Source organism: Pedobacter aquatilis (assembly GCF_030409415.1).
GTDB lineage: Bacteria > Bacteroidota > Bacteroidia > Sphingobacteriales > Sphingobacteriaceae > Pedobacter > Pedobacter aquatilis.
In genome coordinates this window covers 1-19,548 of sequence record NZ_JAUFPW010000013.1, presented here as the reverse complement: position 1 = coordinate 19,548, position 19,548 = coordinate 1, and the positions used below count along the sequence as shown (strand labels likewise).

General features: G+C 37.1%; 17 protein-coding genes and 1 tRNA gene. 10 read left to right on the top strand and 8 right to left on the bottom strand.

The window, feature by feature from the left end:
- The first annotated feature begins 29 nt into the window (after positions 1 to 29).
- The 3 genes from QWY86_RS07490 to QWY86_RS07480 all read left to right on the top strand — a co-directional run bounded on the left by QWY86_RS07490 (position 30) and on the right by QWY86_RS07480 (position 6,695).
- Positions 30 to 1,358, top strand: a complete 1,329-nt coding sequence (locus QWY86_RS07490; protein ID WP_290240427.1) for an alpha-L-fucosidase — start codon at positions 30 to 32, stop codon at positions 1,356 to 1,358.
- 87 nt (positions 1,359 to 1,445) lie between these two features.
- On the top strand, positions 1,446 to 3,692 hold the full coding sequence (locus QWY86_RS07485; RefSeq protein WP_290240426.1) for a GH92 family glycosyl hydrolase: 2,247 nt from the start codon (positions 1,446 to 1,448) through the stop codon (positions 3,690 to 3,692).
- Between the two features lie 399 nt (positions 3,693 to 4,091).
- Positions 4,092 to 6,695: a glycoside hydrolase family 2 protein gene (locus tag QWY86_RS07480; RefSeq protein ID WP_290240424.1), complete on the top strand. Its 2,604-nt coding sequence runs from the start codon at positions 4,092 to 4,094 to the stop codon at positions 6,693 to 6,695.
- A gap of 288 nt (positions 6,696 to 6,983) precedes the next feature.
- Here QWY86_RS07480 and QWY86_RS07475 read toward each other — a convergent pair whose 3' ends face one another.
- A complete protein-coding gene (locus tag QWY86_RS07475) occupies positions 6,984 to 7,310 on the bottom strand; it encodes a 2Fe-2S iron-sulfur cluster-binding protein (RefSeq protein ID WP_290240422.1) in 327 nt (108 codons plus the stop codon).
- Between the two features lie 41 nt (positions 7,311 to 7,351).
- On the bottom strand, positions 7,352 to 8,362 hold the full coding sequence (locus tag QWY86_RS07470; protein WP_290240420.1) for an NAD(P)/FAD-dependent oxidoreductase: 1,011 nt from the start codon (positions 8,360 to 8,362) through the stop codon (positions 7,352 to 7,354).
- 291 nt (positions 8,363 to 8,653) lie between these two features.
- Here QWY86_RS07470 and QWY86_RS07465 point away from each other — a divergent pair, with 291 nt between their 5' ends.
- The 4 genes from QWY86_RS07465 to QWY86_RS07450 all read left to right on the top strand — a co-directional run bounded on the left by QWY86_RS07465 (position 8,654) and on the right by QWY86_RS07450 (position 11,891).
- A complete protein-coding gene (locus QWY86_RS07465; protein ID WP_290240418.1) occupies positions 8,654 to 9,400 on the top strand; it encodes a UDP-2,3-diacylglucosamine diphosphatase in 747 nt (248 codons plus the stop codon).
- Between the two features lie 408 nt (positions 9,401 to 9,808).
- Entirely contained in the window at positions 9,809 to 10,882 is a 1,074-nt protein-coding gene (gene prfA, locus QWY86_RS07460) for a peptide chain release factor 1 (RefSeq protein WP_290240416.1), read from the top strand.
- Positions 10,883 to 10,988: 106 nt separating this feature from the next.
- Positions 10,989 to 11,062 (top strand) — tRNA-Asp (locus QWY86_RS07455).
- Positions 11,063 to 11,690: 628 nt separating this feature from the next.
- Positions 11,691 to 11,891, top strand: coding sequence for a DUF1206 domain-containing protein (locus QWY86_RS07450; RefSeq protein ID WP_290240413.1), 201 nt, complete (start codon positions 11,691 to 11,693; stop codon positions 11,889 to 11,891).
- A gap of 24 nt (positions 11,892 to 11,915) precedes the next feature.
- On the opposite strand, the gene QWY86_RS07445 is transcribed toward QWY86_RS07450, so the two are convergent.
- From QWY86_RS07445 to QWY86_RS07430, 4 genes are all read right to left on the bottom strand, one after another.
- Positions 11,916 to 12,485, bottom strand: coding sequence for a DUF1543 domain-containing protein (locus QWY86_RS07445; RefSeq protein WP_290240411.1), 570 nt, complete (start codon positions 12,483 to 12,485; stop codon positions 11,916 to 11,918).
- 48 nt (positions 12,486 to 12,533) lie between these two features.
- On the bottom strand, positions 12,534 to 14,240 hold the full coding sequence (locus QWY86_RS07440) for an FAD/NAD(P)-binding protein (RefSeq protein WP_290240409.1): 1,707 nt from the start codon (positions 14,238 to 14,240) through the stop codon (positions 12,534 to 12,536).
- 424 nt (positions 14,241 to 14,664) lie between these two features.
- A complete protein-coding gene (locus tag QWY86_RS07435; RefSeq protein ID WP_290240407.1) occupies positions 14,665 to 15,048 on the bottom strand; it encodes a transmembrane 220 family protein in 384 nt (127 codons plus the stop codon).
- A 112-nt stretch (positions 15,049 to 15,160) separates the two neighbouring features.
- On the bottom strand, positions 15,161 to 15,505 hold the full coding sequence (locus QWY86_RS07430; protein ID WP_290240405.1) for a hypothetical protein: 345 nt from the start codon (positions 15,503 to 15,505) through the stop codon (positions 15,161 to 15,163).
- A 120-nt stretch (positions 15,506 to 15,625) separates the two neighbouring features.
- Between QWY86_RS07430 and QWY86_RS07425 the strand changes: the two genes are divergently transcribed.
- From QWY86_RS07425 to QWY86_RS07415, 3 genes are all read left to right on the top strand, one after another.
- Positions 15,626 to 16,156, top strand: coding sequence for a superoxide dismutase family protein (locus QWY86_RS07425; RefSeq protein ID WP_290240403.1), 531 nt, complete (start codon positions 15,626 to 15,628; stop codon positions 16,154 to 16,156).
- A gap of 92 nt (positions 16,157 to 16,248) precedes the next feature.
- A complete protein-coding gene (locus QWY86_RS07420; RefSeq protein WP_290240401.1) occupies positions 16,249 to 16,410 on the top strand; it encodes an ExbD/TolR family protein in 162 nt (53 codons plus the stop codon).
- Positions 16,368 to 16,781 carry an ExbD/TolR family protein gene (locus QWY86_RS07415; protein WP_290240399.1) on the top strand — a complete coding sequence of 138 codons (414 nt, stop codon included), beginning with the start codon at positions 16,368 to 16,370 and terminating at the stop codon, positions 16,779 to 16,781. Before QWY86_RS07420 ends, QWY86_RS07415 begins: the two co-directional genes overlap by 43 nt.
- Positions 16,782 to 18,035: 1,254 nt before the next feature.
- On the opposite strand, the gene QWY86_RS07410 is transcribed toward QWY86_RS07415, so the two are convergent.
- Positions 18,036 to 18,971 (bottom strand): IS3 family transposase, encoded by a 936-nt coding sequence (locus QWY86_RS07410; protein WP_290240397.1) that lies wholly within the window; start codon positions 18,969 to 18,971, stop codon positions 18,036 to 18,038.
- A complete protein-coding gene (locus QWY86_RS07405) occupies positions 18,968 to 19,510 on the bottom strand; it encodes a helix-turn-helix domain-containing protein (protein ID WP_290240395.1) in 543 nt (180 codons plus the stop codon). Before QWY86_RS07405 ends, QWY86_RS07410 begins: the two co-directional genes overlap by 4 nt.
- Positions 19,511 to 19,548: the final 38 nt, after the last annotated feature.

The window sequence follows — 19,548 nt, the reverse complement described above, 5'->3', positions numbered from 1 at the left end:
TCTTTCAAGTCAATAAACCAAATATAACAATGAAAAAACTTTTATTGTCAGCAATTATTGTGCTTTGCGGTTTCTGCACTTTTGCACAGGATTATACACCTACTCAGGAAAATATAGACCAGCGCAAATGGTTTGCAGATGCTCGCTTCGGAATGTTTATTCATTGGGGGCCATTCAGCATACCTGGTAGTGGCGAATGGGTTATGAACGATAGAAAACTGACCGTTCACAATTACACCAATCTCAAAGATTTCTTCAATCCGATAGATTTCGATGCTGCAACTTATGTAAGCCTGGCTAAGAATGCAGGTATGAAATACATTACCTTAATTACCAGACATCATGATGGTTTTAGTATGTGGGATACCAAGTATTCTGATTTTAACATTATGAATACGCCTTACAAAAAAGATATTATTAAGATGTTTGCGGATGAATGCCACAAGCAAGGTATTCAATTGTATTTATATTATTCGTTGCTCGATTGGCGCAGAGATGATTATCCTTACGAAACCGGAAGAACCGGTCAGCATTCTGGAAGGAAAGCTAAAAGTGATTACGCAAGTTACCTTGCGTTTATGAAAAATCAATTAACCGAGCTTTTAACCAATTATGGTGAAATTGGAGGGATTTGGTTTGACGGCCATTGGGACCAAACACAGCCAGAAGGGGCTGCAGACCGTTCTTCCAGATTAGATTGGAAGTATGATGAAATTTATGGACTAATTCATAAACTCCAACCGCAATGTATGATTGGAAACAACCATCACTTAACACCATTTGCAGGCGAGGATTTTCAGATGTTTGAACGCGATTTACCTGGCGAAAACAGTTCAGGCTTGAGTTTTCAAAAGGCATCTGATAAATTGCCCTTAGAAACTTGCGAAACCATCTCAAATTCATGGGGCTATAACCTAAGCGATACCAGCTATAAAAGCAATAAGCAATTGGTAAGCATATTGGTTAAAGCATCAAGCTTAGGGGCAAACTTACTGCTTAACATTGGTCCAATGCCAAGTGGAAAAATACAACCCGAATTTGTGGATAGGTTAAGTGCAATGGGTAGTTGGCTAAAAACTTATGGCGAAAGTATTTATGGTACAAAAGCAGGCTTTATCAAGTCGCAAGCTTGGGGTAGCGTAACACAAACCGATAATAAGGTTTACATTCACATTCTTGATAATGAAAATATATCCGTTAAACTTAACCAGTTTCCTTTTAAAAAAATCATAAAAGCTTATTTACTTAAAGATAAATCGCCAGTAAAATTTATAAGCAAAAGTGGTTCGGTAGAAGTTACAACTGGCTTTTCAAATCAGGAAACCGATAATGTTGTCGTTTTAGAAGTTTCTAAATAAATATTTACCTTAGGCAAGAAATCAATATAGGATAGAAATAGGTAAAACGTTTTAGTTTCTGTTTTAGCATAACAAAATCAAACCATAATGCAATTTAAAAAACTAAGCTTAATTCTTTTAGTGCTTTTGGGCTTCCAAACCTTCGCTCAACAAAAAAATAATTTAGCACAATTTGTCGATCCGTTAATTGGCTCAGCCAAACACGGACACGTTTTTGTAGGTGCAAATGTGCCTTTCGGTGCGGTACAATTGGGGCCAAACAACATTATGGAAGGTTGGGATTGGTGCAGCGGTTATAACTATGTAAGTAACACCATTACAGGCTTTGCTCATACGCATTTAAGTGGGACTGGTATTGGCGATTTAGGTGATGTTTCCATCATGCCCGCAACTGGTAAATTAATTATGGATAAAGGCAAAACTGCAGATGGCGATGGTTACCTTTCAAAATTTTCGCACAACAACGAAGTTGCAAAAGCAGGTTATTATAGTGTTTTATTAGATAAATATGCAATTAAGGCAGAATTAACTTCAACTGAACGTGTTGGCTTTCATAAATATTCATTTGAAAAAAATGCACAAAATCCGCACATCATTATCGATTTAATTGAAGGCATTGGTTGGGATGCCCCAGTTGAATCTTCACTAAAACAAGTTGATGAAACTACAATTGTTGGCCATAGAAATTCAAAAGGTTGGGCAAACGATCAGCGTTTATATTTTGTAATAAAGTTATCTCAACCCATTAAAAATTTAATTCTTTATGATAGTACAGCAGTAAAAAGTGGCAAATCTTTAAAAGGCGTTAAACTTAAGGCTGCGGTAGAATTTGCTTCCTTAAATAATCAGGAGCTTCAAATTAAAGTAGCCTTATCTCCGGTGAGCATTGAAAACGCCATACTAAACCTAAAAACAGAATTACCTGGTTGGGATTTTGCTTCGACTGTAAAGGCCGCAGATGCAAAATGGAATGCTGCATTATCAAAGATTAAAATTGATGCTACAGATAACACGAAAAAGATTTTTTACACCGCACTTTACCACACAATGGTTGCGCCATCTTTGTATAATGATGTAAATAAAGATTACTTAGGAACCGATAAACAGGTTTACAAAAATGCTTCGTTTAACAACCTTACTACCTTCTCCCTTTGGGATACCTACCGTGCGGCAAATCCACTATTCACCATCATCCACCAAGATAAAATAAGCGATGTTGTAAATACCATGCTTGCCATTTACAAACAGCAAGGCAAGCTTCCGGTTTGGCATTTAATGGGCAGCGAAACCAATACAATGGTTGGTTACCATGCCGTTCCGGTTATTGTAGATGCATATTTGAAGGGCTATCGTGGTTTTGATGTAAACCTGGCTTATCAAGCGGTAAAACAATCTGCTTTGCAAAAAACAAACGGTATCGAATACATTCAGCAGTTAAAGTTTATCCCATCAGGTAAAGTAGAGGAATCTGTTGCAAAAGCACTTGAATACGCTATAGACGATTATTGTATCGCTATGATGGCAAAGGCATTAAACAAAACCGAAGATTACAAATACTTTTCAAAAAGAGCGCAACTTTATAAAGAGTATTTTGATAAAGACGTTCAATTTATGCGTGGCAAAACTGAAGATGGCAAATGGCGCTCGCCTTTTAGTCCGGTTGCGGCAAAACACCGTGGCGATGATTATACCGAAGGTAACGCATGGCAGTACACTTGGCTGGTACCACAAGATGTAGAAGGTTTGATAAAACTTTTTGGTGGCGACAAACCATTTTTGAACAAGTTAGATTCGCTGTTCATCGTGCCGCCGGGCTTAGATGCAGGAAGTTCTCCAGATATTTCTGGCCTAATTGGCAATTATGCACAAGGGAACGAACCTGGTCACCACATTCCGTATTTATATGCTTATGCAGGTCAGCCTTGGAAAACAGCAGATTTAATCAGAAAAATTGACCGTGAATTTTATACGGCAAAACCTGATGGTTTGTGCGGAAACGAAGATGTAGGCCAAATGAGCGCCTGGTACGTGTTTTCGTCGCTTGGGTTTTATCCGGTAAACCCGGCAAATGGTGCCTATGTTTTTGGTACACCTTTGGTAAAAAATGCCAGAATAGAACTTGGTAGCAACAAGGCTTTTGATGTAAAAGTGGTTAACAACAGCGCTGAAAATAAATACATTCAAAAAATTGTGTTAAATGGAAAGGCTTACAATAAATCCTTCTTGTTGCACAAAACTATAATGGCTGGCGGGAATATGGATATTTATATGGGCAACAAACCATCTAAAACCTGGGGTGTAAAACCTGCCGATAGACCAGTTTCGGGTAAGTAATTTTTATTTTAGAAAATGATCACCAAAGCTTTTGGCGGTCAGCAGTCCTGCTATCTCTGCAATCTTTTTGTTGCCTTTCGCTTCGCTCAGGCTAAAAAACAAAAAGTATTTCCGTTCTATCAGGTTTATCATTGAAGTTTGTGTTTCATCGGATGAGAAACCCAATGTATTATATTATTAGAGTATTGAATTTGTTTAGTATTGTGCATTTAACATTTAGCTAAGCCAAAGCAGCGCATCTTCGTTCTGCTTTAATCCGGCCTAACAAATTTTTCGGTGCGCACAGTCAAATCCAATCCACTGACTTGAATAGAAAAATTTTCAGCCGGCGTTTTTTGTTTCTTTTTGACGTCAAAAAGAAATAAGCCTGTCTGGCTAAGACAAAATAGATAAATAATTATGAAGAAAATTTTAACATACCTTTTAATTCTTGCTGCTTTTACTTCAAAAGCACAACAACGTTATGAACTAAATTCGGGTTGGTTTTGCGCTAATGTTAAAGAAATTAATGCCAACGGAATACAAATTTCAAAAGAAAACTTCGTTACTTCTGGCTGGATGCCCGCAACCGTTCCTGGAACGGTACTTACCACATTGCTTAACAACAAGAAAGTACCCGACCCATTTTATGGGATGAATAATGAAAAAATTCAAGACATCTATAAAACCGGAAACGACTATTATACCTATTGGTTTGTTAAAGATTTCACCGAAAAGGCTTTAAGTAACGAACAGGTTTGGCTTCAATTTCGTGGTATAAACTATAGAGCAGAAATTTTCCTGAATGGCAAAAAAGTTAATGCACAGGTTTATGAGGGTATGCACCTTCGTCAGCAATTTAACATTACAAAATTATTGGCTGCAAATGGTAAAAATAGATTGGCTGTAATTGTTTATCCACCAGATCATCCGGGTAATGCGAATGGCGGTCAGGGCGGCGATGGTACAATAGCCAAAGGCTTAACCACGCAATATACCGCTGGCTGGGATTGGATTCAGCCTATTCGTGACCGCAATACAGGTATTTGGGATAAAGTTACCATCGAGAAAACTAAGGCAATCAACATTTCAAATCCACATGTGGTAACTATATTACCAGGTAAAAGATTACCAGAAGGCAAACAGCAGCCAGCAACCATTAAGGTAACCGTAGAAGTTGAAAACCCAACTGAAAAACCGATTAGCGGAACATTACAATATGTAATCGGCGGTAAAACTATTTCAAAGCAAGTGGTTATTGCAGCAAATAAGCAAATGGAAATTGTTCTGCCTAATTTAACACTAGAGAACCCAAAACTTTGGTGGCCAAGTGGCTATGGAGCGCAAAACCTGTACAATATGCAGGTTAAATTTTTAGCTAATAATCAAGTTTTTGACCAGGAAAATCTTAATGTTGGTATCCGTCAGATTGATAACATCTGGAATGAACATACTAAAAGTATGGGTGCTTATGTTAACGGGCAAAAGATTTTTATTAAAGGTGGCAACTGGATAATTTCTGATGCAATGTTACGCTTTAGCGATGCCAGATACGATGCAGAAGTTCGTTACCATAAAGATATGAACCTGAACCTTATACGTATTTGGGGCGGTGCATTAATTGAAAGACCAGAATTTTACAATGCCTGTGATAAATACGGTTTGCTGGTATTTCAGGATTTTTGGTTTAGCGGCGATTGTAACGGTCGTTGGGTAGACCCAATGAAAAAGGAAGACCAATGGACAAGAAGAAAATATCCTGATAACCATAATCTGGTGCTAACAGCAATGGAAGATCAGATAAAGATGATTCGCAACCATGCTTCACTGGCATTTTGGTGCGGAGGTAACGAAATTACACCACCAGAAGATATTTTACAGCCTTTAAAAAATGATATTTTACCTCGCTTAGATGGCACAAGAATTTTATTCGATTTTTCAAACAGCGACGAAATGTCGTTTAACGCTTTAGGTGGTAATGGCGATGGACCTTATGGTATTCAGAATACTAAAACCTTTTGGGCAAATCAAACTTTTCCATACAACTCAGAGGTTGGTTCGGTAGGGGTTGGCGATTATGTTTCTTTAGAAAGGTTTATCCCGAAGGAAAATATGATTGCACCGCAGTTTAAAAGCAAGCCAGATTCTGTGTGGGATTACCATAAGTACATCGGTTACGATGAGCATATAAATCCTTACGGAAAAGCTAAAAATGCTGAAGATTTTGCTATGAAGGCGCAATTGGTTAATTATGATCAATACCGGGCTTTAATGGAAGGGTTTTCTAACAAAATGTGGGATTGGTACACCGGTTCAATTATCTGGAAAACACAAAACCCCTGGACAGCCTTACGCGGCCAAATGTATGATTATTACCTCGATCCAAATGCCTGTTTATACGGTTTACGTAAAGGTAGCGAGCCATTGCATATTATGATGAATCCATTAGATAGCATGGTAACAGTTGTAAATAATGGTTTTAAAAACCTTGATAATTTAATGATAAAGGCAAGTGCTTTTGATATGGATGGAAAGGAATATTTCTATTCTCAAGTATTCAATAGCATCGGGCCATCATCGGTTAGGAGGTTTTTTCCTTTAAATTCTTTCTTAGAGAAACTAGATAAAAAAGAAGGTGTTTTTGTATCCCTTCAGATTTTAAATACTGAGAAGAAAGTATTGAGTGATAATTTTTACTGGTTGCCCGGAAAGAATGGTGAATATACAGGCTTGCAAAAAATGAAAATCACTCCGGTGAACATAACAGCCACACAGAAATCAAAAGGAAAAGTTGAGGTAATTTTAAGCAACGATAAAGGTAATCCGGTAGCATTTTTTAATAGAATAGCTTTAACAAATAGCGTAACAGGGGAAAGAATTTTACCAGCATTTTATTCTGATAATTACATTAGCATTTTACCTGGTGAAAGTAAAACTGTTACGGTAGAATATACTGGTGACGAAAAGAACGCAATTGAAGTTTACGGCTGGAATGTAGATAAAAAGAGAATAGAAATTAGATAGTCTTTAACGCGATCGTCATGCTGAATTTATTTCAGCATCTCATTAGCTGTATCAAAAAGCTACTTATTAATTCAAGCTGACGGCGCTATGTAAAGCCATAGCATAAAACCTACATTCTACTTAAATCCGGCCTAATAAATTTTTGGGGTTGTACAGTTCAAGCCAAAGCAGGGACTTCAAAACAAAAATTTTAAGGCGACGTTTTTTGTTTCTTTTTGACGGCAAAAAGAAAAAAGCATGTCTGGCTAAGACAATACAAATCCAAATAGTAATATCAAAGAGTTGAAATTAACTCACACCGTGAAGTTTAACTTTCAATCCATCCATATTATTATTGAGCTGTAATTGGCAGGCTAAACGAGAGTTAGGTAATAAATCTGGCAAGGTATCTAACATTGCATATTCATCATCCGTCATTTCATTAAGCTTTTCTTCGCCCTCTAAAACATCAACACAACAAGTTGCGCAAAGGGCCATTCCGCCGCATGTGGCTAAAATATCATATTCAGATGCCTTTAAAAACTCCATCAAACTCAGCCCCATATCGGTTGGTGCTTCGTGAGGTGTAACAGAACCATCCGGTTCTTCCATATATATTGTAATATTGTTTTCCATTTCTTCGCTGCTTACTTATATTGGCAAATATAAATAATTGCTTAAAATTCAGAAACTCCGTTTACAGTTGTATATTTCATGGTGTATTTTACACCTGGGTTCATGTACGAATAAGCACTATGGCTCATCAATGCCGCTTCGTGGAAACCACAAAGAATTAGCTTTAACTTATTTGTGTAAGTATTAATGTCACCAATAGCGTAAATACCCGGAATGTTTGTCGAATAATCATCGGTATTTACTTCAATTGCACTTTTGCTAATGTTTAAGTTCCATTCTTCAATCGGACCTAATTTAGGGCTTAAACCGAATAAAGGAATTAAATGGTCGGCTTCTACTACAGTTTTTTCCATTGTACGGTTTTGTACAATTTCTACTTGCTCCAGTTTGTCTGTTCCGTGTACGGCTTGCAAATTGCTGTTTAAAATCAAATTGATTTTTCCGCTTTCCGCTAATGCCATAACCTTCGCAACCGAATCTGGCGCACCACGGAAACTCTCGCTTCTGTGTACCAAAGTTAATTCAGAACAAACTTCAGCCAGGTAAATTGTCCAGTCTAACGCCGAATCGCCACCGCCTGCAATTACCATTTTCTGGTCGCGGTATTTCTCCGGGTCCAAAATCATGTAATTCACACCTTTACCGTTTTCGAAGTTTACTAAATTCTCTACAGCAGGTTTACGAGGTTCAAAACAACCTAAACCACCAGCAATAACCACAACCTTAGCTTCGATAACCGTCCCCATGTTGGTTGTTAAAACGAAATCGGCTTCGCCGCGTTTTTCCAAACCTTCAATACGTTCGCCCAAAGTAAAAGTTGGATGGAAAGGTTTTGCCTGCTCCATCAAATTATCTATAAGTTCTTGCGCCAATACCGATGGGTAACCCGGAATATCATAAATCGGTTTCTTTGGGTAAATTTCAGAAAGCTGACCACCAACTTGCGGAAGGTAATCAATTAAATGACAACGCATTTTTAATAAACCGGCTTCGAAAATGGCAAATAAACCAACCGGACCAGCGCCAATTACGGCTATATCAGTAGAGATCATTCGAAAAAATTTGACGCAAAGTTACAAAATAAACCACAATCTTTTTCCTTATTTAGAAATATTCCAGATAATTTGCTAAGCTCATCGTATTCAATATTTTATATGCTCTATCTATAGTAAAAACAAAAAATAAATTCTTTAAGGTATTTTAATCAAATTATAATTGGTCTATAGTTTTTGTAGTATATAAATTATTTTGTACTTATGATTATACATCTTAAAGTTTTATCCTTTTAGCATTCCGCCTTTAGCTTTTGGCTTTCCGCTTTTTCCCTTACCTTTGGCATGCTCATGACAAAGAATATTTATTTTGCTTCAGATTTTCATTTAGGTGCTCCAAATTATGCCGAGAGCCGCAAACGAGAAGATCGCATTGTAGCCTGGCTAAACTTTATTGAACCAACTTGCAGCGAGTTATTTTTAATGGGCGATATATTCGATTTCTGGTTTGAATATGAAAAGGTAATCCCGAAAGGTTTTATTCGTTTTCAAGGCAAACTGGTCGCAATGGCTGATGCTGGGATCAAAATCTATTTCTTTAAAGGTAACCACGATATGTGGGTAAGAAATTATTTTACCGAAGAATTAGGCATGGAAATTATCAGTGATGAAATGATACTGGAAAGAAATGGTAAGAAGTTTTACCTGCACCACGGCGATGGCTTAGGGCCTGGCGATAAGAAATATAAGTTTCTGCGTAAAATTTTCAGAAGCCCGCTTTGTCAGTGGCTTTTTGCCCGCCTGCATCCAAACTTAGGTATTGGTATAGCCAATGCCTGGAGTGGGCATAGTAAAAAGCGAGCCGGTACAGATGAAGTTTTCTTCGGCGATAATTACGAATGGCTTGCGGTTTACTCAAAGGAAATCTTGAAGAAAGCGCATTTCGATTATTTCATTTATGGCCATAGGCATTTACCAATGGATATTAACCTTGGAAACAATAGTCGTTATGTAAATATTGGCGAGTGGTTAAAATACAATTCTTATGGCGTGTTTGATGGTGTGAATCTGGAACTTAAATATTTCAGGGAAGATTAATTGATTAATTTTTTGAAGCGCAAAACCTGTGGTGCTTCGGTTTCAAGCATTCCCGCTCTCGCTACAATCTTTTTAAACTTCTGTACTGCTCCAATTTATGTTTATTGCGAGAAGTAAAGATGTGGTAATCTTATCTTTCGTGCAACAAAAAAGTATTTTCGCTAAATCGGGGCTATTGATTTACGGTTTTGCTTTTCGGTAGCACAAATCGTTATTAATAAACCTGATGGCGCTAAATAGCCCGGAGTGAGGAACGAACGAGGACTATAAGCAACAGCAGGGCTTTCGACCGCCAAAAGTGTTAAACATTCATTTTCAAATTATTTTAAAACACCCTTTATTTTATCTGCTTAGCCCATTCGGCTTTTTTTACTTATTTTTGCATTTCTTTATAAATTGAAGAATAATATGTTAGATAAATTAGAGGCAATAAAGCTGCGTTGGGAAGATGTAGAGGAGCAATTAAGTAATCCGGATGTGATTCAGGATATGAAACGTTTTGCAGCTTTAAATAAAGAATATAAAGATTTAGGCAAGATTGTAGATGAATATAAAATCTACAAAAATGTAATGAGCAATATTGAGGCGAATAAAGAAATTTTAGCGGTGGAAAAAGATGCAGAAATGCGTGAAATGGCTAAGGAAGAACTTGATTTATTGCTTGAACAACAAGAATCTATGGAGAGTAACATTCGTTTAATGTTAATTCCGAAAGACCCTGAAGATGCTAAAAATGCTGTTTTTGAGATTAGAGGTGGAACAGGTGGTGATGAAGCTGCACTCTTTGCCGGCGATTTATACAGAATGTACACCCGCTTTTTTGAAACCAAAGGCTGGAAAGTTGAAACCGTTGATGTAACGGAAGGAACTGCTGGTGGTTATAAAGAGGTTATTTTGAAAGTTAGTGGTGATGATGTTTATGGTCAGCTAAAGTATGAAAGTGGCGTACACCGTGTACAACGTGTGCCTGATACGGAAACTCAGGGGCGTGTGCATACTTCTGCAGCATCTGTAGCAGTTTTGCCAGAGGCAGAAGAAATTGATTTGTACATTAACCCGGCAGATATTGAGTTGCAAACCTCACGCTCAGGTGGTGCAGGTGGGCAGAATGTAAACAAGGTTGAAACAAAGGTTCAGCTAACGCACAAGCCTTCGGGTATTGTAGTGGTTTGCCAGCAGGAGCGTTCGCAATTGGGTAACCGTATTATTGCGATGGAAATGCTTCGCAGTAAGCTTTATGATATTGAAGTACAGAAAAAGAATGGCGATATTGCTGCAAGACGTAAAACTATGGTATCAACCGGCGACCGTTCTGCGAAGATTAGAACTTACAATTATCCGCAAGGTAGAGTAACTGAACATCGCATCGGATTGACGCTTTATAACCTTCCAACCATCATGGATGGCGCAATTCAAGAGGTGATTGATGCTTTGCAATTTGCAGAGAATGCAGAGAAGATGCAAGAAGGTGCTGTTAATTAAGGCGTTATAATTATTTTAAAAAAAAATTTGCAAGTATAGATTTTGTGCCTATATTTGCAACCTCGAAAGGGGAAAGAGGTTTAAACTTTTAAAAAGTAAACAAAAAGGAGTGGTAGTTCAGCTGGTTAGAATGCCTGCCTGTCACGCAGGAGGTCGCGGGTTCGAGTCCCGTCCATTCCGCAACAAAAGCCTTAACTTGAAAAAGTTAAGGCTTTTATTTTTTGTTTCTAAGGATTTCATGATTATTTTCTATTTTTATTATACTTATAAAATTTAAAGAAAGCGTTCAGCATATCTTCATATTGAAGATTACTATCAGACATGAAAATTATAAGAAATATTTATTTTAGGCTTTACAGTTATTTTGATAATGAAAGGGCAATTCCTTTAGTGTCGGTTTCTTGTGTGTTTTTTCAATGATAACTTTCATGGTCTTTTGGGTATTAAATGTTATTAGTGTGTTGTTAGATAGGGAATTAGTATTGTTTTCCGAAGTTAAGCCAGGTACAATTGCTTATTTGTGGCCACTACTTTTTTACGTACCATTACATTTTTTGCTGACTTATTTTATGAACAAGAAAGGCTTTCATAAATCAATTATAATAGAGTTTGAAAATGAATCAGAGAAACAAAAAACTGTTAGCATAATAACAACAATAATAGCCTTAGTATTTCCGATAGTTTTCTTTTTTATTACACTTTATTTTAGAGATTAGCTCACCATTCGAAATTTTAAGCATAGCGCTTGGACGTTTTAAATTGGGGTTACCAGGTAATCCAGTAAAGACATAGCTAAATTAGTTAATACATGGATTGGAATTATTTTTTTATGGGAGTAGTTTTTCTTGTTGTAGGATATTTAATCTTTAGGGGAATTGAAAAAGGCCCTTCATCAGAAAAAAATAATTGGGAAGGCCCTACGCAAACATTATACGTTCAAGGCTGGGGTACAATAATTGTATGTTTATTATGTGGAATTGGCTTTATTCTTAAATCACTACCATTGTAAATCTACTCTGAATTTTATTTACCCCTACAACTTATCCAATTTAAAATACCCTAAACGAATTTCATCTTCTATTAAGTTTGTGGTGGGTGTAATTTGCAATTGGTAACTTTCTTTCTGGTCAATATCTAATATATCATCCACGCGATAAATATCATCTACATCAATGCCGTATTTATCATCTATATGAGAGGTTGCACCTTTAATGGTATTCTGCTTAAAGAAAATGGTTTTCTTCGCATCTTGAATGGCTTGTGCTTTATCTTGCTGAACGGTGAGCACGGCGTAATGTTGCTCTTCTAATTTATTTGATTGATAGCCACCCAGGTTAATGAAAAATAACTTATGATTGTTGGCTTCGGTATTTTCGCTACGTGGTATAACTTTAATTTCGTAGCCATCAACTTGATTTACTTCTCGCCAACCATCAATATGTATGCTCGAACCAGCTTCAGGCCAGAATGATTTAATCTTTGGAACCAATGCTTTAACGGAGGTTGCAATTCCGAAGAAGTAATCGTGTTGCTCTACATTTCTTTTTGGTGCTTTTGAGCCTAGCAACAACATAAATAATTTTGGTTTAAGTATTTCCGTCATATTTTATATTTAAATGAGATAGCCAGATTTAATAGTGGCTATTTAATGCTAATTTTTTATAAGGCTTTCAATGATTATAGACGATGCTTTTTCACCGAAATCCAAACCCGAATAATCGGGATTGAAGCCAGCAATGTAAGGTACTGCCATGATGTAAATCCTTTCATTTAATGCGCCGTAACTGTCCAACAATTGAAAGTTATCGTTAATGCTCAAACCAGGTACGCTTAAATAATAATCCCCCGCAAATTGACTTACTTCCTCGTTTTCATTTTTAAGTTCGGCTAAGGCTGCCTGCTCACTTTTAAATTTCAGCTTTGCAGCGCTAACCACCCTTTGTTTTATCAGGCTTTGGTAAGTAAAATCGCGATACCATAAATGCGGCTGGCCAACGCAATTAACAAAGGTTTTAAAGTAAACATTTTTCTCGGCACCCGCTTCATCACGATATATATAATTTATACCTCCATTGGTATTTGGTTTAACTTGGCTTTCTGCATCTACGGCCACCATGCTGAGTACTCCTGCATCATGAAGGGCGAGCATTTCCTCAACAGAGCTTTGGGGTACAAATGCAATTACAATTGAAATTAATGGCATTAAGCTGCGTTTTAAGCGCAACATATCTTCTGCTGAAAAATGTTTTGCAGGGTAGTTCATCGCAAAGCTGAGTACAGCAAGTAATTCTTTCCAATAAACCGATTCTTGTCTTTTTATAGATTTTTCTGCTTCAGCATATTCTGCCTTTAGTAGTAAAAAAGGGTCAATTTTTTCACGTAAATCCATTACCATATCTACAAATTCCTCTATTTGTAAATCTTTAATTTTTTCATAAAATGCTGGTTCTTTCTCTCTGAACAACTGCTTAAAATTCTGGTCGAATACATAATCAAGAGATAGAAATCCATTGTTTAAACGCATATTGGCTTCAACTTCTGCTTTACTTAAGGTCGCATCTTTTAATAAATGTGGATCTTCCAAATGAAACCTTACCGCAGGCAGCATACCGTTTCTTGAATGCATCACCATTTTAAATTCCGGGCAATCCTCAGCGGTTTTGAATGATAATTTTCCGCTTTTATCGGTGCTGAAGGCTCCATTACTCCTTGCAAGCGTTCTTATCGCATCAATAGCCGTCAAAGATGATCCTTTTATCGCAACGGGATGATTGGTCTTAAGATCAAGTTTAGAAGGTGGGTAAGGCGAATCAAAATAACCCTCTATTTTACCTTCGTGTTTTTTTGGCCAGATATGGCCAGTGCAAATCATTAGATAATCATATTCTCCTGCTGGTGTTGCTTCAGTTTTAATCGTTACTTTTTTACGCTCTGGTACATCAATGATATCCAATACCTCTGTTTTTAAGAATACCTTTACTTCAATGCCTTTTTGTCTGGCGATATCTAATAGAAGCTCAAACTGGTTCTGAAGGTACAAACCAAAAAGCAGTCTGGGCATAACTTTGTAATCGTTATATTCCTCAGGATTTATTTTAAATCTGCTTAGTGTTTCAGCAGGTAGCGTTCCAATCCATTCGGCTACTGTAGTAACCATTTCAGGGATTTCATTGCCAGACACGTTGGTAATATGTTCTGTATTAGCACCTAAGGTACTGTAGGGCATCCCGGCACCTAACTGCGTATTTTTCTCAAAAATATCGATGGTGAAGTCGGTTTCGCCGGCTTCAATTAATCTTTTGAGCATAAATAATCCGCTTGGTCCGCCGCCTAAAATGGCTATATTTTTATTTTTCAATGATTACCTTAATTTATTGTTATTGATAACCCTTTTTAAATTGAAAAGTTTTGATGATTTAGATAGATAGATCTGTTTTAGCTAGATGTCAAATATAGATTTAGTGTGTAAACCTAACTTTATCTACTTATTGCAATACATTATCGACTTTCTTCGATTATATACTTTTTTTCAAAACAATGTGATGAAATTTGAGTTAATATCCATCGAGTGCAGGCTGATATACGCTTTCAAAAATCTTCCTTAACTCTTAAAAATCTCTATTTCATGGACCAAGGAAGAACAAATCGCCAGATAGAGGCGAACAATAAAATTATGGCAACGTTTTTAGTTGCAATTTTCGCATTCGTAATGCTTGCTTATGCTGTTAGTCTTTTAAACAAATAAACTTCTTGGGTAGATAAAATAGAGCACAAACTTTTGTCTAAAGCCGAATAGAAGAATGCTTTCTGTAAACAACATAGTTTATACCTAAAGCAATAATTAAAAGTAAAAGTCCACCAAATTCCCTTGTTTCTTCAATCCATGGCTTGGTAGCTTTCATGCTTTGAACAATATTTTCTGCATTGTGTTCACTATACCAACTCATAACACCGCTATTATCAAACCAAAGGTAAAGTGCATAAATAGCGTAAATTATAATGCCTGCTAAATAAGCCTTTGGGTAATATTTTCTTCTGAATGCTTGAAAGCAAAACCATGCCCCGTAAAGATAAATTGGAACCCAGATATAAGGGTCGGGATCGTTATATTGTAATGCTGCTGATAGAATAAAAATTAAGGAGAAAACGATATTGAATACTTTCAAAATGTAGATGATTAACTAATAGAACCATAAATTTTAAAGATAAAAATTTCCATTAATAGAAAAAGGCACGATTGCTCGTGCCCATTTCTTGTTGTTATAGTTATGTATTTTGCTAACAGAATAACTCTTGCTCATCTCGGTCTGCTGTGGGTATCTTCTTCAAGAAATCATCAAAGCTAGAGCCTATATTATCCGAATAAATACCATAAGCATCTAAAATATAGCCGATTTCTTTGTCCGAGTCTTCAGTTATGTAAAGCACTGAGCTGTCGCCTGGGTCTGAATCCCCTTCAAAGCGGTATGTTTTTACAATTGTTAAGTTTTCTGGTTTATAAATTTTACCTCTTTGGCTTTGCATTTTGCCATGGTCGGTCATTTTTAATTCGTTATCTCTTCCTTTCAGCCTCAATTTCTCCAAAATCTGGCTCAAAGTGTTCATTGCAATTGGCTGTTCCATAGTTTTTAGTTTTTATTAATAGTTAAACAAGTGGGTTGAGAAATGGTTTTGCCTAAATGTTTCAATTATAAAACCAAATGATATTCAGGTTGTTAATTAAAGGAATAAAACATTAGATACATGAAAAAATATATCCTAACATTATCAATTGCAGGCTTAGCCTTTTTAAGCGCATGCACTAAAACCGAAAAACAGATTGCAAGCGCAACTTTATCAGAAACGGCAGATAATTCCAAAACAATCGGTACAGCCAAATTTTATGAGCTGAGTGATGGTCAAATCAAGATGGATTTGGAAATTAATTTTGCCAGCAGGGCTGATAGTAATGTAGCCGTACATTTTCATGAACACGGCGACTGTAGTAATATGGGCGAAAATACACATGGACATTGGAATCCAACAAAAGAAAACCATGGCAAATGGGGTTCTGCGGCATATCATTCTGGTGATATTGGAAATATTGTTTTAGATGATAAAGGACATGGTTCTGTATCGGTAACAACAGATAGATGGAACATAAAAGATGGGGATGTAAAAAATATTATTGGTAGAGGGATAATTGTTCACGGTGGAACCGATGATTACGTAACACAACCAACTGGAAATTCTGGTCCCAGGGTTGGTTGTGGTGTTATAGAGCTATCCAAATAAAATACTTTAATGTATAAGTGAAAGGCGATTTTTTAATCGCCTTTTTTATGAAATAATGCTTGTGTTGTCATCCTTAAAGAAAAACCTAAATTATGGCAACACAAGAAATTTCTAACGGAGGCAAGGCTTCTGGCAGAAGAACCAAAAAAACAGCACCAAGAGTAGATTTAACGGCAATGGTCGATTTGATGTTTCTGCTCACCACTTTTTTATGCTCACAACATCTTTGTCAGAACTGCAAGCGGCAGATGTAAGTAAACCAATTCCATCAAAGATTAGTGAACCGTACCCGGCATCCAGAACCATGACAATATTGCTTGGGAATAATAACAAAGCAGCGTACTATCTCGGGGAAACGGATAAGGCGAATTTAAAAGTGGAAAAAGTGAGTGCAATTGGAAATGTAATTACAACAATCAAAAAGGATATCGCTAAACTCCACAAGAATAATCCGAATAAATTTATGATTGTAATCATCAAGCCAACCCAAAAATCGAGGTACAAAGATTTGATTGATGTAATTGATGAACTGAAGATTTTGGGAATAAAATCGTATTCAATTGATGATGAAAATACGACCAAGGAAGAAACCGAATTTATTACAACAATAATCTTTAGAACTTAAAAGATTAAGTGTTAAGACGGAGTTAATTCGATGTTAGTTCGGAGTTTGTTCGGAGTTTGTTCGGACTTGTGACAATTCAGTCCGAACAANGGCTTTTGTCCTTGAGGCTTCAAATCTCCTTGTTCATTCGTTAGGTTAAGGTTATTGCAAGTATTCTCTTGCTTTCTGCTTCCAAAATCTGCTATGCCGGATAGCAGGGTGGCTATAGCAAAAGTATTATTTGCTTATAGTCCTTTCGGTGCTCACTACTACTCTAATAGGGGCCTAAGGCCGTCATTGCGAGGTACGAAGCAATCTGTTTCGTAATTTTCTGCTTTACAGGCTTGCTTCGGCTCGCCGCTGAGGGCTCTTTCTTTTGTCTTGATACAAAAGAAACAAAACCGAGCATTTCTGCGAGCTCATGCCTACCATTAAAAACATACACAATTAGGCATAACATCAAGGCTTCCCGAATACTCGGGACATGTGGATCTGATGTCGGATAAAAGGAATAAAGTTTCTTTTCGGCATCACAAGCTGCGATGAAAAATCGCAGCGTGTGCGATGTCTTGAGCTGTGGTTTTAATTAAAGTTGCTACAAAAACTTTATCCTTTTCTCTCTCCATTATCTCCTAGGCCAGTAAGCAGGGTGCAGATAGCGATGCGTTTTATTGTTCAATTGTTTATTACTCTACAACTCTTCATTCCCGAATGCTCGGGACAGGTAACGAGGTTGATTTTCAGCAACCGTGGTCATCTTCCCTTTATTCCGCTTTTTAAATGGGGAAGCTTACAAGGAGAAGGGAGTTGCTGGAAGATTTTATCATTAAGGTAATTAAGGACTTGATAGATTTTTCTGGAATATTCTTTTAATATTTTGGCTATCAACTGGTTTACCATCCGCCGAAGCTATTCACTTCGAATTTGCAAAATATCCCGTTAATAACGATTAACAGAGCCTATCTTCCATCCAAGTTAAAGATACAATCGCTTCAATATTACCTAATCTTTACCTCCGCTTTACCCTTTTATTACCCTACCGCACTGCTAAGACTGCATAATTACTTAAGCATTCGTTTCCTAATACCGAAGTATGATGCAAGGAGCCCCAAAGCATAGTAGGATCAAGCTGCAAGCAGGTATAGCCGAAATACGGACTTAACACGGACTAGATACGGATTTGAGTCGGACTTATAAGAAATTGATGTGGATTATTATGGTGGCTTGTCTTATCCTGTTATAGCTATACAGGTTAATGATTTAATTTTGAATTGACTATACACACAAATTTGGTATTTCTGATTTGGTTATACAAGTTGTATTTTGATTAAGTTTATATTTTTTTGGCTTCCATCTTTTTTTTAGTTCACCCTTTTTAAGATGTGCCTGTTCAGGTGTTAGGTAATCACAGCTGGCATGCGGTCTTAATTGATTGTAGGTTATAATGTTATCCCTGATTTTTTTTGTTGTTTCCCTCAATCCTGCTTGTGCACCATATAGGTTAAACTCGGTCTTAAGTATACCGTTCACCCGTTCTGCTATTGCGTTTTCATAAGGATCTCCATTTTCAGTCATGCTAACGGCAATACAAGCGTTGTTAAGTATTTCAATATAACCTTTACTGCAATATTGTGACCCTCTGTCGGAATGGTGGATAAGGCTATTTTGTGGATATTTACGCTCAGTTAAAGCCATTTTCAGGGCATCTATGCAACCTTGGGCTGCTAAATCTTTCCTGAGCGCCCAACCCATTATCTTCTTGGAATAGGCGTCGGTAATCAAACTCAGGTATCCCCATTGTTTTCCAAGCTGGACGTAGGTGATATCACTTACCCATACCTGCTCAGGCCCGTTAATAAGCAGTTTCTTAATTAGATTATTGTACTTGTGCATCCAATGCCTTGAGTTGGTGGTTACCGCTTTTCTTTTACGGGTCCTCACATGCAGTCCATGTTCGCGCATCAGCTCAAAAAGGTAGTCCCGGCCGATTTTGATCCCATGTTCTTTTAATGGTTGTTGCAGGATATGGTGCAGTTTTAAAGTGCCTATCCTGTTTTGTTTCTTACGGATATCCATCACATGCTGCAATACAATCTCATCTTTCAGGCCCAGATCCTGCTGTCTCCATTGATGATCGTAATAAGCATGTCTTGTTCTGCCAAACAGTCTGCACAGCAACCTGATCCCAAATTTGGGAAAGTCCTGTTTCATTTTGATGACTGCCTGGCACCAGACTTTTTTCTAATATCAATTTTAAGCTGCTCTTCAGCAATATCAATCATGGTATCAAGGGCTCTAATCTTCAAATTAGCTTCTTCCAAAGCCTTTTTCAAAGCTTTCAGTTCCAGTTCTTCTGAAGTTTCTGTAATTTTTTTTGCCACTTCTATAGGTTTGCAGGCACTAAGTTCGGCATTTTCTAACTTAAATTTCTTTATCCACCCCCGTATTACACTTGGGTAAGAAATGTTAAATGCAATTTGTGCCTGCTTAACGCTCATCCCGGATTCTACAGCACGTACAACAGAACGTTTTTCAGCCGTAGTATAAGTCTTGGGCCTGGATCCACGAGAACCATATTTTTTTATCCATTCTGATAGGGTGCAGCTGTTCATGCCATACTCTGAGAGCAGATCCCTACGGGGAACTCCTTTTTCAGATAACTCAACAATATGGGCGATTAAACGTTTGTCAAACTTCTGCTGTTTACTACTCCGGGCGGAATAGATAAACTCTGTTTCTTTTATTTCCATACACTGATTTTAGTGTATAGCATTTTCAGGAATCGACA

What these genes read in the sequence shown, in the direction of transcription:
- QWY86_RS07415 (WP_290240399.1), top strand. Translation starts at nt 16,368, where the DNA reads ATGCTCACAACATCTTTGTCAGAACTGCAAGCGGCAGATGTAAGTAAA.
- QWY86_RS07420 (WP_290240401.1), top strand. Translation starts at nt 16,249, where the DNA reads ATGGCAACACAAGAAATTTCTAACGGAGGCAAGGCTTCTGGCAGAAGA.
- QWY86_RS07445 (WP_290240411.1), bottom strand. Translation starts at nt 12,485, where the DNA reads ATGACGGAAATACTTAAACCAAAATTATTTATGTTGTTGCTAGGCTCA.
- prfA (WP_290240416.1), top strand. Translation starts at nt 9,809, where the DNA reads ATGTTAGATAAATTAGAGGCAATAAAGCTGCGTTGGGAAGATGTAGAG.
- QWY86_RS07490 (WP_290240427.1), top strand. Translation starts at nt 30, where the DNA reads ATGAAAAAACTTTTATTGTCAGCAATTATTGTGCTTTGCGGTTTCTGC.
- QWY86_RS07410 (WP_290240397.1), bottom strand. Translation starts at nt 18,971, where the DNA reads ATGAAACAGGACTTTCCCAAATTTGGGATCAGGTTGCTGTGCAGACTG.
- QWY86_RS07485 (WP_290240426.1), top strand. Translation starts at nt 1,446, where the DNA reads ATGCAATTTAAAAAACTAAGCTTAATTCTTTTAGTGCTTTTGGGCTTC.
- QWY86_RS07480 (WP_290240424.1), top strand. Translation starts at nt 4,092, where the DNA reads ATGAAGAAAATTTTAACATACCTTTTAATTCTTGCTGCTTTTACTTCA.
- QWY86_RS07470 (WP_290240420.1), bottom strand. Translation starts at nt 8,362, where the DNA reads ATGATCTCTACTGATATAGCCGTAATTGGCGCTGGTCCGGTTGGTTTA.
- QWY86_RS07405 (WP_290240395.1), bottom strand. Translation starts at nt 19,510, where the DNA reads ATGGAAATAAAAGAAACAGAGTTTATCTATTCCGCCCGGAGTAGTAAA.
- QWY86_RS07450 (WP_290240413.1), top strand. Translation starts at nt 11,691, where the DNA reads ATGGATTGGAATTATTTTTTTATGGGAGTAGTTTTTCTTGTTGTAGGA.
- QWY86_RS07430 (WP_290240405.1), bottom strand. Translation starts at nt 15,505, where the DNA reads ATGGAACAGCCAATTGCAATGAACACTTTGAGCCAGATTTTGGAGAAA.
- QWY86_RS07475 (WP_290240422.1), bottom strand. Translation starts at nt 7,310, where the DNA reads ATGGAAAACAATATTACAATATATATGGAAGAACCGGATGGTTCTGTT.
- QWY86_RS07465 (WP_290240418.1), top strand. Translation starts at nt 8,654, where the DNA reads ATGACAAAGAATATTTATTTTGCTTCAGATTTTCATTTAGGTGCTCCA.
- QWY86_RS07425 (WP_290240403.1), top strand. Translation starts at nt 15,626, where the DNA reads ATGAAAAAATATATCCTAACATTATCAATTGCAGGCTTAGCCTTTTTA.